This window comes from Leifsonia shinshuensis, from assembly GCF_022606355.1.
Classification (GTDB): domain Bacteria; phylum Actinomycetota; class Actinomycetes; order Actinomycetales; family Microbacteriaceae; genus Leifsonia; species Leifsonia shinshuensis_B.
This window is the reverse complement of sequence record NZ_JAHHZQ010000001.1, coordinates 98,169-112,154: the sequence shown is the minus strand read 5'-3', so window position 1 is coordinate 112,154 and position 13,986 is coordinate 98,169. Positions and strand designations below refer to the sequence as shown.

The window sequence follows — 13,986 nt, the reverse complement described above, 5'->3', positions numbered from 1 at the left end:
ATCCTGATGTCCGCACGCCGCTCACTCCGCCGCTCCCCCGGCCGCTCTCACCGTCAGGTCCTCCTGGCCGTCACGATCGCCGCCGCCGCGCTCGCCCTGACCGGCTGCGCACCGACGGTCTCCCTCGATCCCGGCGCCGACGCCAACGATCCCGGCTGCGCCGAGATCTCGGTTCGGCTGCCCGATTCGGTGGCCGACAAGGACCGCAGGCAGACCGACGCGCAGGCCACCGGCGCCTGGGGCGATCCCGCCGCCGTGCTGCTGCGTTGCGGCGTCCCGCCGCTCGGCCCGACGACCAAGCCGTGCGTCGACGTCAACGGCATCGACTGGGTGCTGATGTCCGACCCGGCCGCCAAGCAGGTCGTCTACCAGACCTTCGGCCGCACGCCGGCCACGGAGGTCGTCATCGATCACGTGTCGGGTGCGTCGGACGCCGCAGTGCTGCCGGAGTTCGCCTCTGCCATCGGAAGCGTGAAGCAGACCGAGAAGTGCCTGTCGACCATCGACACGTCGCTCACTCCCCCGACGGCCACGCCCGCACCCACCTCGACACCCACCGCGACGCCCACGCCGACCCCGTCGCGCTGAGCACGCGCACGGCGAGCTCCGGCGACTACGCCGCCGCGCGCGCCAGGGCGACCTGGATCAGCTCGTCGATCAGGTCGGGGTACGACAGCCCCGACTCCTGCCAGCAGCGCGGGAACATCGAGATCGGCGTGAACCCCGGCATCGTGTTGATCTCGTTGACGACGAAGCCGTCCGGCGTGAGGAAGAAGTCCACTCGAGCGAGCCCCTCCCCGCCGATCGCGTCGAACGCGCGCACGCCGAGGTCGCGCATCACGGCGAGTTCGGCGTCGGTCAGGGCGGCGGGGCAGACCAGCTCGATTCCGGGGGCGTCGAGGTACTTCGCCGCGAAGTCGTAGAATTCCCGGCCCGTGATGACGATCTCGCCGGCGACCGACGCACGCGTCGGCTCGCCGGGGCGCCCGCCGAGCACGGCGATCTCCACCTCGCGGCCGACCACGGACGACTCGATCAGCACCCGGTCGTCCTCGGCCAGCGCCAGGTCGATTGCGGCGGGGAGGTCGTCCCACGAAGACACCTTGGACACGCCGACGCTCGATCCGGCGCGGGCGGGCTTCACGAACGCCGGCAGACCGAGGGCCTCGGCCGCGGCACGCACCGCGCCGGGATCGGTGCGCCACTGGTACGCGGTGACCGTCTCCCAGGGCGCGACGGGGATGCCCGCCTGCTGCAGCACGGTCTTGGTGAAGTGCTTGTCCATCCCGAGCGCGCTCGCGAGCACACCGCTGCCGACGTACGGCAGGCCGACGAGCTCGAGCATGCCCTGCACCGTGCCGTCCTCGCCCCACGGGCCGTGGAGGATCGGGAAGACGACGTCCACAGGGCCGAGCGACGACCTCGTGCCGTCAGCGGCCACGACGGCCAACTCACGGGAGGCCACCGAGTCGGGCCACACGATACGCGTGCCGTTGTCCTCGACCTCCGGGAGGGCCTCCGCGTTCAGTGCGAACCGGGCCGCATCGTCCGGCTGGAGCGTGAACGCACCCTCGTGCGTGATGCCGACGGGGATGACGTCGTACCGGTCACGATCGATCGCCGCCAGCACTCCCGCCGCCGTCGCGCAGCTGATCGAATGCTCGCTTGAGCGACCTCCAAACAGAAGTGCGACTACGACCTTGTCCGTCATCCGATGTCCTCTCTCCCTGCGGTTCGTCATCGTCGGTGGTGAGGTGCGGCGCGATGTCCTTCGGCTCCAGCGTTCCGGCGAGCACCTGGCTCACCTGCCGGACGATCGGCATCTCCACTCCGCGCTCCTCGGCGAGCCGGAGGATCGGCGCCACCGACGCGAGTCCCTCCGCAGTCTGGTTCATCTGCTTCACGACGTCGTTGAAGCTGTAGCCCTGGCCGAGCAGGCGCCCGGCGGTGTTGTTGCGACTGAGCGGCGACTCGCACGTCGCGATCAGGTCGCCGAGACCCGCCAGCCCCGAGAGCGTCGGGGCCTCCGCCCCGTAGGCGACCGCGAAGTCGGTCATCTCGACCAGGCCGCGCGTGATGATCGACGCCTTCGTGTTCTCGCCGTAGCCGACGCCGTCCACGATCCCGATGGCGACCGCGATCAGGTTCTTCAGCACTCCGCCGAACTCCGTGCCGATCACGTCGGTGTTCACGAAGCTCCGGAAGTACCGGTTGGTGGCGGCCATCGCCACGGCCTGCGCGGTCTCCAGGCTGGAGGACGACACGACGGACGCCGTCGGCTGCTCGCGCGCGATCTCCAAGGCCAGGTTGGGGCCGGAGACGACGGCGATGCGCTCCTCCTCGACGGGCAGACCCTGCGCGATCACCTCGCTCATGCGCAACCCCGTGCCCTTCTCGACGCCCTTCATCAGGCTGACGACGATCGTCGACGGGCCGAGGTGCGGTGCGATCGCGTCGAGGTTCGAGCGCAGCGTCTGGCTCGGGATCGAGACGAAAACCTGCTCGGCACCGCGCATCGCCTCGGCGAGGTGGGAGGTCGCGCGGAGCTCGCGCGGGAGGTTGATGCCCTCCAGGTAGTCGCTGTTGCGCTTGACCTCGTTGATCTCGCGCGCCAGCTCCGGGCGGCGCGCCCAGAGCACCACCCCGTTGCCGCCGTCGGCGAGGATCTTGGCGAAAGTCGTTCCCCAGCTCCCGGCGCCGAGTACGGCGATCCGGCGCGGAGGCGTGGTCGATCGTCTGGCCGCCTGGGCCTTCCTGTCAGCCATCGAAGCGGCCGGTCTCCTTCTGATTGTGCGCCGACGGGTCCCACCGGGTCTCCGGAGCCTTCTCGTCGCGCAGATCCGCCAGCAGCGCGGTGATCGCGTTCATGATGACGTCGGTCGCCTCGGTCAGCGTCGCCTGGTCGAGGCTGCGCCCGCGGAACGCCGACAGGTCGACGGGGTCGCCGACCTTCACCAGGATGGTCTTGCGCGGAAAGAAGCTGATCTTCTTGGCGTACCGGGCCATGACCTGCTGGGTGCCCCAGTGCGCCATCGGGATGACGGGGAGGTCGTGCTCCAGCGCCATCCGGGCCGCGCCGGTCTTGCCGCGCATCGGCCACATGTCCGGGTCGCGGGTCAGCGAGCCCTCGGGGTAGATGACGACGACCTTGCCGTCGTCGATGATCTTCTGCGCCTCGTCGAGCGGGGCTGCGCCCCGGCCCGCCCCTCCACGCGCCACCGGCACCTGACCGGACTTGCGCAGGAACCAGCCGACGACCGGGACGCGGAACAGGCTCTCCTTGGCCAGGAAGCGCGGCAGTCTGCCGAGCTTCCAGACCACCATGCCCACCATGACGGGGTCGATCTCGCTGTAGTGGTTCGGCGAGATGATGTACGCGCCGTGCCGCGGGAGCTTGTCGCCGTCGGTGATCCTGAAGCGGGCGAGCAGGCTGCCGAGCGGCACGATCAGACCGGCGAGGACCCAGAAGATCGACGGCCTGCCCTTCTCGGAGCGCTGGCGCTTCTGCTGCGGCGGCGCCGGCACAGCGGCGCGCGCCTGATCGTCGGGATTCACGGGTTCTTCGGGATGGGGCACCGTCCCATTATCGCGGGCCTCAGCCCTCGAGGACGAAGTCCGCTCCGAGCTGCTGCAGCTTGGTGATGAACCTCTCGTATCCCCGGCTGATGATGCCGACGTTGCTGACGGTCGAGCGTCCCTCGGCGGTCAGGGCCGCGATGAGGTGGCTGAACCCGCCGCGCAGGTCGGGGATCTCGATGTCGGCGCCCTTCAGGTCGACCGGGCCCATGATCACCGCGGAGTGGTTGAAGTTGCGCTGACCGAAGCGGCACGCGTGCCCACCGAGGCACTCCTTGTGCACCTGGATCTTCGCGCCCATGTCGATGAGCGCGTCAACGAAGCCGAAACGCTGCTCGTACACGGTCTCGTGCACGATGGAGACGCCGCTCGCCTTGGTCAGGGCGACCACGAGCGGTTGCTGCCAGTCGGTCATGAAGCCCGGGTGCACGTCGGTCTCGATGACGACCGGCTTGAGCTCACCGCCCGGGTGGAAGAAGCGGATGCCGTCGTCGTGGATCTCGAACGCGCCTCCGACCTTGCGGAACACGTTGAGGAACGTGAGCATCTCGGGCTGGCGTGCGCCGCCGACGTAGATGTCGCCGTTGGTCGCGAGCGCTGCGGCGGCCCAGCTGGCGGCCTCGTTGCGGTCGAACAGCGCGGTGTGGCTGTAGCCGACGAGCTTGTCGACGCCCTCGATGCGGATGACGCGGTCGGTGTCGACCGAGATGATCGCGCCCATCTTCTGGAGCACGTTGATGAGATCCATGATCTCCGGCTCGATGGCCGCGCCCTTGAGCTCGGTGATCCCCTCGGCGCGGACGGCCGTGAGCAGGACCTGCTCGGTCGCGCCGACGCTGGGGTACGGCAGCTCGAGCTTGGCGCCGTGCAGCCCCTCCGGAGCCGACATCCGGATGCCGCTCGGGAGCTTGTCGACGACGGCCCCGAACTTGCGGAGCACCTCGAGGTGGTAGTCGATCGGGCGGTCGCCGATGCGGCAGCCGCCGAGGTCGGGGATGAACGCCTCGCCCAGCCGGTGCAGCAGCGGGCCGCAGAACAGGATCGGGATGCGGCTCGATCCGGCGTGCGCGTCGATGTCGGCCATGTGGGCCGACTCCACGGCGCTCGGGTCGAGCAGCAGCTCACCCTCCTCCGCACCGTCGGTCACCTTGACGCCGTGCACCTCGAGGAGGCCGCGGACGACCCGGACGTCGCTGATGTCCGGGACGTTCCGCAGCACGCTCGGGCCTTCGCCCAGGAGCGCGGCGACCATGGCCTTCGTGACGAAGTTCTTGGCGCCGCGCACCTCGATGCGGCCCCGCAGAGGGCGTCCGCCGTTGATGATGATGCGGTCGGCAGTCATGCCGACGTGAGCGCCGGCAGCCTGGGCGTCCTGAAGAAGAGAGTTCAAATTTTCACCGGGAGGGTCTTGGGCCGCCAGCTGGCGCGGGCGGCTTCGAATTCGGAGATGCGCGCCTCGTCGCGCAGGGTCAGAGCGATGTCGTCCAACCCTTCGAGCAAACGCCAGCGAGTGTAGTCGTCGATGTCGAAAGACACCTGCACTTCGCCGACGGTCGCAGTCTTGGCAACCAGATCGACGGTCGCCGCTATTCCCGGGCTGGCCTCGATCGCCGCCCAGAGACGCTCGGCGTCCTCTTCGGAGATGATGCCGGTGAGGAGGCCCTGCTTGCCCGAGTTGCCCCGGAAGATGTCGGCGAACCGCGGGCTCAACACGACCCGGAAGCCGTAGTCGCGCAAGGCCCAGACGGCGTGCTCGCGGGAGGATCCGGTGCCGAAGTCGGGCCCGGCGACCAGGACGCTCGCTCCCTGGTAGGCCTCCTGGTTCAGGATGAACTGCGGGTCCTTGCGCCACTCGTGGAAGAGCGCGTCGTCGAATCCGGTCTTGGTCACGCGCTTGAGGAAGACGGCGGGGATGATCTGGTCGGTGTCGACGTTGGAGCGGCGGAAGGGAACGGCCACCCCGGTGACGGTCTCGAACTTCTCCATCAGGCGCCCACCTTCTCTCCCGTGCGGCCGGCGCCGTCCGGATCGTTCGCATCGTCGTGCTCGAGGTCCCACGGGCTCGAGAGGGTGCCGCGGATCGCCGTGGCGGCCGCGACCAGCGGCGACACCAAGTGCGTGCGTCCGCCCTTGCCCTGCCTGCCCTCGAAGTTGCGGTTCGAGGTGGAGGCGCAGCGCTCCCCCGGTGCGAGCTGGTCGGGGTTCATGCCCAGGCACATCGAGCAGCCGGCGAACCGCCACTCGGCCCCGAACTCCTCGACGATCTTGTCGATGCCCTCCGCCTCGGCCTCGATGCGCACACGCGCACTGCCCGGGACGACCATCACGCGCACGCCTTCGGCCTTCTTCTGCCCCTTGATGACGGAGGCGAAGGCGCGGAGGTCCTCGATGCGGCTGTTCGTGCACGAGCCCATGAAAACCGCGTCGACCGGGATGCTCTTCATCGGCGTTCCCGGCGTCAGGTCCATGTACTCCAGCGCGCGCTCGGCGGCGGCGCGGGCGTTCGGCTCGGCGATCGCGGCGGGGTCGGGCACGGGCTGGCTGAGCGAGACGCCCTGGCCGGGGTTCGTGCCCCAGGTGACGAACGGCTCGATCTCATCCGCGTCGAGGTAGACCTCGGCGTCGAAGACCGCGTCGTCGTCGGTCGCCAGCGTGTTCCAGTACGCGACGGCGTCGTCCCAGTCGGCGCCCTCCGGCGCGTGCGGACGGCCCTTCAGGTAGGCGTAGGTGGTCTCGTCCGGCGCGACCATGCCGGCGCGGGCGCCCGCTTCGATCGACATGTTGCAGATCGTCATCCGGCCCTCCATGGAGAGCGCACGGATGGCGCTGCCGCGGTACTCGAGCACGTAGCCCTGCCCGCCGCCCGTGCCGATCTTCGCGATGACGGCCAGAATGATGTCTTTGGCAGTCACGCCGGGACGGAGCTCGCCCTCGACCGTGATGGCCATGGTCTTGAACGCTTTCAGCGGCAGCGTCTGCGTGGCGAGCACGTGCTCCACCTCGCTCGTGCCGATGCCGAACGCCATCGCACCGAACGCACCGTGCGTCGAGGTGTGCGAGTCGCCGCAGACGACCGTGATGCCCGGCATGGTGAGGCCGAGCTGCGGGCCGACGACGTGGACGATGCCCTGCTCGACGTCGCCCAGCGAGTGCAGGCGCACGCCGAACTCCTCGGCGTTCCTGCGCAGGGTCTCGATCTGCGTGCGGCTGGTGAGGTCGGCGATCGGCTTGTCGATGCCGATGGTCGGCGTGTTGTGGTCCTCCGTCGCGATGGTGAGGTCGGGGCGGCGCACCGGCCGGCCGGCCATCCGCAGGCCGTCGAACGCCTGCGGGCTGGTGACCTCATGGACCAGGTGGAGGTCGATGTAGATCAGGTCGGGGGTGCCGTCTTCGCCCTTCACGACCAGGTGGTCGCGCCAGACCTTCTCCGCCAGCGTCAGCGGCGAGGTCTGAGACTGCGGGGCCGGCGACTCCGACCCGGGGAACTGCGTCGTCATCTCGGTGTACTCCTTGAGCTTTCGTTTACGGATCAGCCGTCGACGGACTCCGCGGCGAGGGTGGCCGTCATCCCGAACAGATACGGGAACTAGGACTCGCCGCGGCGGCTAAGGAGGAGAAGACCCGCGAACACGGATTCAGGTTATCACCCGAGCGGGAGCCGGACCTCCAGGCGCACCGCCGTCGTGAAGTCCGCGGCTCACCCCCGCGGGCGGAGGAACAGCACCGTGACATTGTCGTGGCCGCCCGCTGCGATGGCGGCCTCGACCAGCACGGCCGCGGGGTCGTCCGGGTCGCCGGCGAGGATCTCCGCGATCGTCTCGTCGCTCAACTCCCTGGTCAGCCCGTCGGAGCAGATCAGGAAGGCGGGGACCGCACCGGCCGGGACGAACACGCTGTCGGCGTCGACGAAGTCCTCGGCGCCGAGGGCGCGCGTGATGACGTTGCGCTCGGGATGCTTCTCGGCCTGCTCCGGAGTGATCAGACCGGCGTCGATGAGCTCCTGCACCGCGGAGTGGTCGACGGTCAGGCGGTCCAGACTGCGCCCGTCCCACGCGTAGACGCGCGAGTCGCCCACGTTGACCACCATCCACTCCTCCACCGCCCGCTCGGGCACGCGCACGCGCACCACACCGGTGAGCGTGGTGCCGGCGACCGCGGCGCCGGTCTCCTCCGCGTCGGAGAGCGCGCGCACGGCGGCGTTCGCCTCGTCGATCGCGGTCATCACCTCGTCGGGGGTGGGCGCGGTGCCGGCGGCGAGGGTGCGCGAGAGGCTCTCGACCGCTGTCCGGCTGGCGACGTCGCCGCGCGCGTGGCCGCCCATCCCGTCCGCCACGACGAAGACCGGGTCCTGCGCGAGGTAGCTGTCTTCGTTGACGTGGCGCACCGCACCGATATCGCTGCGGGCGTTCACATCGACGGAAGAAGTCATGTGCGGGGGTCCTCCGTGCCAGGATCGGTCGGTTCAGTCGTGTTGGGTGCGGACTGGGCCGGAGCGGCCTCGATGGTCGTGTCGTCCTCCGCCGCCTCGTCATCCCGGTGGATGGCCTCGGCGACGGTGCTGCCGCTGATGCGCAGCTTGACCAGACTAGCGACCGTCGCCACGACCATGGCACCCAGGATCACGGCGAGGGAGGTCCAGGTGCTGATGTCGGGCGCCCATTCGATGTGCTGTCCGCCGTTGATGAAGGGCAGCTCGTTCTCGTGCATCGCGTGGAAGACGAGCTTGACGCCGATGAAGGCGAGGATGAAGGCGATCCCGTACTTGAGGTACACCAGTTTCTCGAGCAGGTGGCCGAGCAGGAAGTACAGCTGGCGCAGGCCCATCAGCGCGAACACGTTGGCGGTGAACACGATGAACGGGCTCTGGGTGATCCCGAAGATCGCGGGGATCGAGTCGAGCGCGAACAGCAGATCGGTCGTGCCGAGTGCCAGGAACACGATGATCAGCGGTGTGAACATCCGCCGGCCGTTCACCATGGTGCGCAGCCTGTTGCCCTCGTACTGGTCGGAGACTTTGAGCCGCTTGCGGGCGAAGCGGATGAACCAGCTGTCGTCCGCCCCTTCGTCGTCGTGATCGCCGAACGCCTGGTTGAAGGCCGTCCAGAGCAGGAAGGCGCCGAAGAGGTAGAAGATCCAGCTGAAGCTCGCGATGAGGCTCGCGCCGAGCAGGATGAACACGCCGCGGAAGACCAGCGCGAGGATGATGCCCACCATGAGCACTTCCTGCTGGTACTTCCTGGGCACGGCGAACCTGCTCATGATGATCACGAAGACGAACAGGTTGTCGATGCTGAGGCTGTACTCGGTGAGCCAGCCGGCGAGGAACTGCCCCGCATGCTCGGCATCGCCGATCAGGAGCATGAGCAACGCGAAGACCAGCGCGAGCGCGACGTAGAACGACACCCAGAGCGCCGACTCCTTCGGGCTCGGGATGTGCGGACGCTTGAAGACGATGAGCAGGTCGAACGCGAGGACGAGCAGGAGGACGACGAAGCTGCCGACCTCGAACCAGAGGGGAAGGGCGAGTTCCAAGGGAGAGAACCTTTCGAAGGGTGCACAACGGACCCGAAAGTCTCTCCCGCACTCTTCGGTGCCGCTGTGCCCGGGCCCAGACGGACCGTGATGACGTTCACAGCGCGGAACCACTCGGCTCCTTCGGGATACTCCCCTTCGCAGACCTCCATTCTACCGGGTCGAGGTGTATCGTCCGGCCCATGCGGCGGGTGAAATTCGACAGCACCGCGATCGTGTCGGCCGGGTACGAGCCGGAGACCGCGGTGCTGGAGATCGAATTCGCCGGAGGAGGCGTCTACCGCTACCGGCTGGTGCCGCCCCACGTGTGGCGGGAGCTGGCGGAGGCGGAGTCCGCAGGGCGCTACTTCGCAGCGCGGATCCGCGACCGGTATCCCGAGGAGTGGATGCCCTGACGGGCCCGTCTCAGCCCAGCGTCGCCGCCCATTCGGCGACGCGGCGAGCGCTCTCCTCTTCGGAGAGGTCCTCGACGCGGGTCATGATCGACCAGCGGATACCGTACGGATCGCGGATGCTGGCATAGCGGTCGCCGGAGACGAAGTCGGCGACGGGCTCGCGGACGGTCGCGCCCGCCGCCTCGGCCGCATCGACCACCGCATCCACGTCGGGCACGTAGAGGCCGAGCGAGTAGCAGTCGTCGTCTCCCACGGGAGGGGCGACCAGGTGGTAGTCGGCGATCGGCTCGCCCAGCTGGAGCAGTCCGTTCCCGAAGTCCAGGACGGCATGGGCGATCATGCCACCCTGCTCGGTCACGTCGACCACGCGTGCTCCGAACACGTCTCGATAGAAGCCGATGGCCTCGCGGGCGTTCGGGATCACGAGGAACGGGGTGATGCTGCTGGCGCCCTTCGGGGTGCCGTTGTCGGTGTACTCGCCGTGCGCTGCTGTCGTCATGAGTCCGAACCTACGGGCCTCTTCGGGCGTGGGGCTTGAAGATTCGCGTCATCCCCGGCGCCGAGCGGGCGCGGAGCGGGCGCGGTGCCGGCGCGGATAGGGTGAACGGGTGATCGCCGATCCCCCCTCGTCACGCGGGGTGCTCTACCCGGCGCGGCTGCCGACCTTCCACCGCGAGCCGGTGGTGGGCGACTTCGCCGTCTTCGTGCGCTGGTTCTGGATCCCCGAGTGGGACATCGAACCGGGTCGCGCCTCCCGCCAGCACATCGTGGGCTTCCCCGCGTGCAATCTCGTCGTCGAGGGCGACACGGTCGCGATCTCCGGGCCGACCACGCGCGCCTCGTACCGCGACCTGTCCGGCAGCGGGTGGGCGGTCGGCGCGCTGCTGCGCCCCGCCGCCGCTCCCGCGCTCGTCGGCGACGTGACGGCGCTCCGCGACGGCGCCCGCGAGGTCGACCACCCCGAGCTGGCCGCGGCCGTGCGCGCAGCGATGGAGGGCGACGCCCCGCCGCGCGAGCGCCGGCTCTCCGCGATCTCGGCTTTCACCGTCTGGCTGCGCGACCGCCTGGGCGAGCCGACGGACGAGGGGATGCTCGCGAATCGCATGGTGGAGCTCGCCGAGTCCGATTCGACCCTGCTCACCGTCACCGAGTTCGCCGCGCGCCTGCACGTCTCGGCGCGGACCCTGCAACGCCTGGCCGCCACCTACGTCGGCCTGTCGCCCGCCGCCCTGATCCGCCGGCGCAGACTCCAGGAGGCCGCCGAGCAGCTCCGGGCCGATCCGAGCCTCGAGCTCACCGCGCTTGCACACGAGTTGGGCTACGCCGACCACGCACACCTGACGAACGACTTCCGCGCAACGCTCGGGTTCACTCCCAGTACGTACCGGCGGGCACAGCCGACCGGCTGAGTCGTCCCGAGAAACCAGAGAACCCCGGAGGCCGCGCTATCGCGGATCGTGCCCCGACAGCCCTGCGGCAACTCGATGCTGCGCCTCCGGAGGCATCAACTCGACGGGGATGGCGGCGACCACGCGCGGAGCTCTGCGGCGAAGCAGGACGACGTCGTTCTGCACGATCAGCCGATCGAACATGCTGTAGTGCGTCTCGGCTGCGGACCGCGGAGTCTCGACACGGAGTGAAGCAGCACCGAAACCGGTGGCCCACTCCTCGCCGACAGCGAGTTGACGGCGGACAGAGCGTGCTGTCGACACGAACTGGAGAACGGGGAAACCGACCGCGAGGACGACGCCGACGACGACGAAGACGGGGATCAGGACCGGGGCATCGTCCAGCATCGACGCTCCGATGCCGATGAGCGTCAGGAAGAACACGTAGAGTCCCGCGAGGACGAGAGTCTGGCGCCGGAAGGCCAGGTACCGTCCCGCGGCGCGAGCACACCGCCGAGCCACTTCTTCCGTGACGACGATGCGGTACTCGAGAGGTACGGTCGTGTCGGTCAAGGGTCCCCTCGCGTTCATACATCAATCGTCCGAGGCCTCCCTCAGCGGAACTCCCCCAAGGCGGCACTGTAGCGCACCGGGTCCCCGCGCGTGTCGGCGGTGACGAGCATCACGTGAGAGCCGATGCGTCGCGTGAAAGTGCCGGTGCAGGGGATCTCCACGATCGTGGTCAAGCCGCGCCTCCACGCCTCGATCAACGCCTCGAGGGAGAGATGCTCAGGCTGCTCCCCCAGCGTCGCCGGCGGCCGGGCGATTCGGCGCTCGAACTGGGCCTGCATCCACTGCTGTGCACCATCGGTGATCGCTTCGTCGCCGAGCTCGTCTCTCCACGACGGGCCGAAAAGCTCGCGCAGGAGTGCGGCGCGTTCGTCCGAACCGTTCCCGGAAGCGTGCAGACGGTCGAAGATGTCAGGATCGCGGAGAGTGCCCGCGTGCCGCAGAACGTGCGCCCAGACGCGGGGCCATGCGCCCTCCCATTCGGCGATCGGAGCCGCGGCGCGTCGAGTCGTATCGAGCGCGGGAGGTGTGTCGACCAGCACGGGAGGCAGATCGTCGCCCTGTGGATTCAGCTGCCAAGCCTCACGGATCCACAGCAACTCCATCAGCGACTGCAGATCATCCTCGATGGTGATCACCATGTCGTGCGGCCACGGGTTTCCAGGCATCGGCTCGGTAGAGAACAACGGACTCCCCCTCGACTCGTCGCTCCCATCCTGGCCGCCCCCACGAGACGAGGCAATCCTGACGGCGCCGGGTCGACCACGACGGCAGTTGCAGGTGCTCTGCGTCTGCGTTCAGGATGGATCGTGACGAACATCCCGGACACCTGGAGAGCGTGGCGCTTCCGTAGGCGCAACCGACCCGGCGATTCCCTGCCGACGTCCTCGGATCAGACCGCTGCCCCGGTTGTGGAGACGTCTGCTTCGACGGCTCAAGAGGCGTATGCCGAGCTGATGAAGCAGCGAATAGCGCCACTGCTCCGCCGCAACGGCTTGATTGGTTCGGGTGGGCGGTTCTCCATGAAGTCAGAAACGCACTGGGCCCTGCTCGGCTTCCAGAAGTCCGCGTTCAGCGATCGTTCCGAGGTCCGGTTCACGGTCAACCTGCTCGTGGTCCGCCGAGACGAGTGGGATGAGCTGGTGGCTCGCGCGCCGCACTACGGGCCGAATCCAACGCCCACCATCACCTACCCGGCGCCCGTGCGGCACGCACGGATCGGCCAGCTCGCCGAGGATCCGGCCGACAAGTGGTGGCGGATCCATCCTCGTCAGGACCTCGACCTTCTCATGTCGGACCTGCAGAGCGACCTCCTCGGATCGGCGTTGCCCTGGATGCGACAGCAGATCACGACGGTGGGCCAGTAGCCGGCTCACTCGAAAAAGGCCCGCTTCCCCTTGTGAATAAAGGGAAGCGGGCGATGGTGACCCCAGCGGGATTTGAACCCGCGTTACCGCCGTGAGAGGGCGACGTCCTAGGCCGCTAGACGATGGGGCCGTCTTGCAACTCATCGATAATGCCACAGATCGCCGCCCACCTCCAAAACGAGCGGGTCATCCCGGGAGTGTCGCAGACCCGCTCAGGCGAGTACCCGGAGCGCGCCGGGGACGATCGCGACCTCGACGGGAAGCGGGCCGATCCGCTCGCCGTCGGCGTACGCGATCACGCCGTCCGCGTCGATGCGCACGGTGCTCAGGGCACGGAAGGAGACCTCCCTGAGACCCGTGTGCTCACCGCGGAAGACCTTCGGGAAGAGCCGCAGGAACCGTAGCCTCGACATCGCCGTCACGATGAAGAGGTCGAAGCGGCCGTCGTCGAGCTCGGCGTGCGGCACGATGCGCATCCCGCCGCCCAGGGAGCGGTTGTTGGCCACCGAGACCAGCATCGCGTCCGTCGCGAGCTGTTCGCCGTCGACCATGATCCGATACGGGCGCGCGTGCAGGGTCGCCAGCTCGCGCAGCAGCGCGAAGACGTAGCGGCTGCGGCCGCGGGGGCGGGTCATCAGGTTCGCTCGCTCGTTCACGGTCGCGTCGAAACCGGCCGACAGCACGCAGCCGAACCACGTCGTGAGCTCGGCGTGCAGCTCTCCGTGTCGCACCAGACCGGCGTCGATCACGCGCGGAGCGCGCTGCAACGCCGTGAGCAGCAGGTCGATCGCCGCTTCACTGTCGTCGGTCGGGATGCCGAGGCCGTCGGCGAGGTCGTTGCCCGTGCCGCTGGGCACGATCCCGAGCGGGATGTCGGTCTGAGCGACGATGTTGATGCCGAGGTTCGCCATCCCGTCTCCCCCGACGACCACCAGCGCGTGCGCCCCGGCCGCCACGGCCCGCGCCGTCTCCCGGCGCAGCAGCTCGATGTTGGCCTCGTCCACCGCGACAGCGGTGTGGCCGGCGGCACGCAGCCGTTCGACGACCCGGGGTCCGACCTCGCGGCGTCGGCCGAACGACGCCATCGGGTTGACCGCGACGACCACGGTCCGAGGGGAGACAGGCATAGACCACGACTATGACACAGCTGGAGGATGA

16 protein-coding genes and 1 tRNA gene are annotated in these 13,986 nt (G+C 68.8%); 4 read left to right on the top strand and 13 right to left on the bottom strand.

What is annotated here, in order from left to right:
• Positions 1–6: 6 nt before the first annotated feature.
• Positions 7–588, top strand: coding sequence for a DUF3515 family protein (locus tag KNO15_RS00610; protein ID WP_241701420.1), 582 nt, complete (start codon positions 7–9; stop codon positions 586–588).
• Positions 589–613: 25 nt separating this feature from the next.
• On the opposite strand, the gene KNO15_RS00605 is transcribed toward KNO15_RS00610, so the two are convergent.
• The 8 genes from KNO15_RS00605 to KNO15_RS00570 form a co-directional block, all read right to left on the bottom strand.
• Positions 614–1,711 carry a D-alanine--D-alanine ligase family protein gene (locus tag KNO15_RS00605; RefSeq protein WP_241701419.1) on the bottom strand — a complete coding sequence of 366 codons (1,098 nt, stop codon included), beginning with the start codon at positions 1,709–1,711 and terminating at the stop codon, positions 614–616.
• Complete coding sequence (locus tag KNO15_RS00600; RefSeq protein WP_241701418.1) at positions 1,608–2,765, bottom strand: NAD(P)H-dependent glycerol-3-phosphate dehydrogenase; 1,158 nt, start codon at positions 2,763–2,765, stop codon at positions 1,608–1,610. Before KNO15_RS00600 ends, KNO15_RS00605 begins: the two co-directional genes overlap by 104 nt.
• Complete coding sequence (locus KNO15_RS00595; RefSeq protein WP_241702645.1) at positions 2,758–3,525, bottom strand: lysophospholipid acyltransferase family protein; 768 nt, start codon at positions 3,523–3,525, stop codon at positions 2,758–2,760. The genes KNO15_RS00600 and KNO15_RS00595 overlap by 8 nt, the downstream gene beginning before the upstream one ends.
• A 70-nt stretch (positions 3,526–3,595) precedes the next feature.
• On the bottom strand, positions 3,596–4,918 hold the full coding sequence (murA, locus tag KNO15_RS00590) for a UDP-N-acetylglucosamine 1-carboxyvinyltransferase (protein WP_241701417.1): 1,323 nt from the start codon (positions 4,916–4,918) through the stop codon (positions 3,596–3,598).
• Positions 4,919–4,962: 44 nt separating this feature from the next.
• Positions 4,963–5,562 (bottom strand): 3-isopropylmalate dehydratase small subunit, encoded by a 600-nt coding sequence (gene leuD, locus KNO15_RS00585; protein WP_241701416.1) that lies wholly within the window; start codon positions 5,560–5,562, stop codon positions 4,963–4,965.
• Entirely contained in the window at positions 5,562–7,073 is a 1,512-nt protein-coding gene (gene leuC / locus KNO15_RS00580; RefSeq protein WP_241701415.1) for a 3-isopropylmalate dehydratase large subunit, read from the bottom strand. The genes leuD and leuC overlap by 1 nt, the downstream gene beginning before the upstream one ends.
• 200 nt (positions 7,074–7,273) lie before the next feature.
• The gene (locus tag KNO15_RS00575; RefSeq protein WP_241701414.1) at positions 7,274–8,005 is read right to left on the bottom strand and encodes a PP2C family protein-serine/threonine phosphatase; all 732 of its coding nucleotides are present in this window, start codon (positions 8,003–8,005) and stop codon (positions 7,274–7,276) included.
• The gene (locus KNO15_RS00570) at positions 8,002–9,108 is read right to left on the bottom strand and encodes a TerC family protein (protein WP_241701413.1); all 1,107 of its coding nucleotides are present in this window, start codon (positions 9,106–9,108) and stop codon (positions 8,002–8,004) included. The genes KNO15_RS00575 and KNO15_RS00570 overlap by 4 nt, the downstream gene beginning before the upstream one ends.
• A 182-nt stretch (positions 9,109–9,290) precedes the next feature.
• Between KNO15_RS00570 and KNO15_RS00565 the strand changes: the two genes are divergently transcribed.
• Complete coding sequence (locus KNO15_RS00565; RefSeq protein WP_241701412.1) at positions 9,291–9,503, top strand: KTSC domain-containing protein; 213 nt, start codon at positions 9,291–9,293, stop codon at positions 9,501–9,503.
• A gap of 10 nt (positions 9,504–9,513) precedes the next feature.
• Here the strand turns inward: KNO15_RS00565 and KNO15_RS00560 are convergent, their stop codons facing one another.
• Positions 9,514–10,002: a VOC family protein gene (locus KNO15_RS00560; protein WP_241701411.1), complete on the bottom strand. Its 489-nt coding sequence runs from the start codon at positions 10,000–10,002 to the stop codon at positions 9,514–9,516.
• A 109-nt stretch (positions 10,003–10,111) separates the two neighbouring features.
• Between KNO15_RS00560 and KNO15_RS00555 the strand changes: the two genes are divergently transcribed.
• Positions 10,112–10,912 carry an AraC family transcriptional regulator gene (locus KNO15_RS00555; RefSeq protein WP_308220413.1) on the top strand — a complete coding sequence of 267 codons (801 nt, stop codon included), beginning with the start codon at positions 10,112–10,114 and terminating at the stop codon, positions 10,910–10,912.
• A gap of 36 nt (positions 10,913–10,948) precedes the next feature.
• Here KNO15_RS00555 and KNO15_RS00550 read toward each other — a convergent pair whose 3' ends face one another.
• Together KNO15_RS00550 and KNO15_RS00545 are read right to left on the bottom strand one after the other, a co-directional pair.
• On the bottom strand, positions 10,949–11,464 hold the full coding sequence (locus KNO15_RS00550; protein WP_241701410.1) for a hypothetical protein: 516 nt from the start codon (positions 11,462–11,464) through the stop codon (positions 10,949–10,951).
• A 41-nt stretch (positions 11,465–11,505) separates the two neighbouring features.
• Entirely contained in the window at positions 11,506–12,102 is a 597-nt protein-coding gene (locus tag KNO15_RS00545; protein ID WP_241701409.1) for a hypothetical protein, read from the bottom strand.
• A 168-nt stretch (positions 12,103–12,270) separates the two neighbouring features.
• On the opposite strand from KNO15_RS00545, the gene KNO15_RS22790 reads away from it, so the two are divergent.
• Positions 12,271–12,828, top strand: coding sequence for a DUF4304 domain-containing protein (locus tag KNO15_RS22790; protein ID WP_241701408.1), 558 nt, complete (start codon positions 12,271–12,273; stop codon positions 12,826–12,828).
• Positions 12,829–12,882: 54 nt separating this feature from the next.
• On the opposite strand, the gene KNO15_RS00535 is transcribed toward KNO15_RS22790, so the two are convergent.
• Both KNO15_RS00535 and KNO15_RS00530 read right to left on the bottom strand, forming a co-directional pair.
• Positions 12,883–12,958: transfer RNA gene (locus tag KNO15_RS00535), tRNA-Glu, on the bottom strand.
• A gap of 82 nt (positions 12,959–13,040) precedes the next feature.
• Entirely contained in the window at positions 13,041–13,955 is a 915-nt protein-coding gene (locus tag KNO15_RS00530) for a diacylglycerol kinase family protein (RefSeq protein ID WP_241701407.1), read from the bottom strand.
• Positions 13,956–13,986 lie beyond the last annotated feature (31 nt).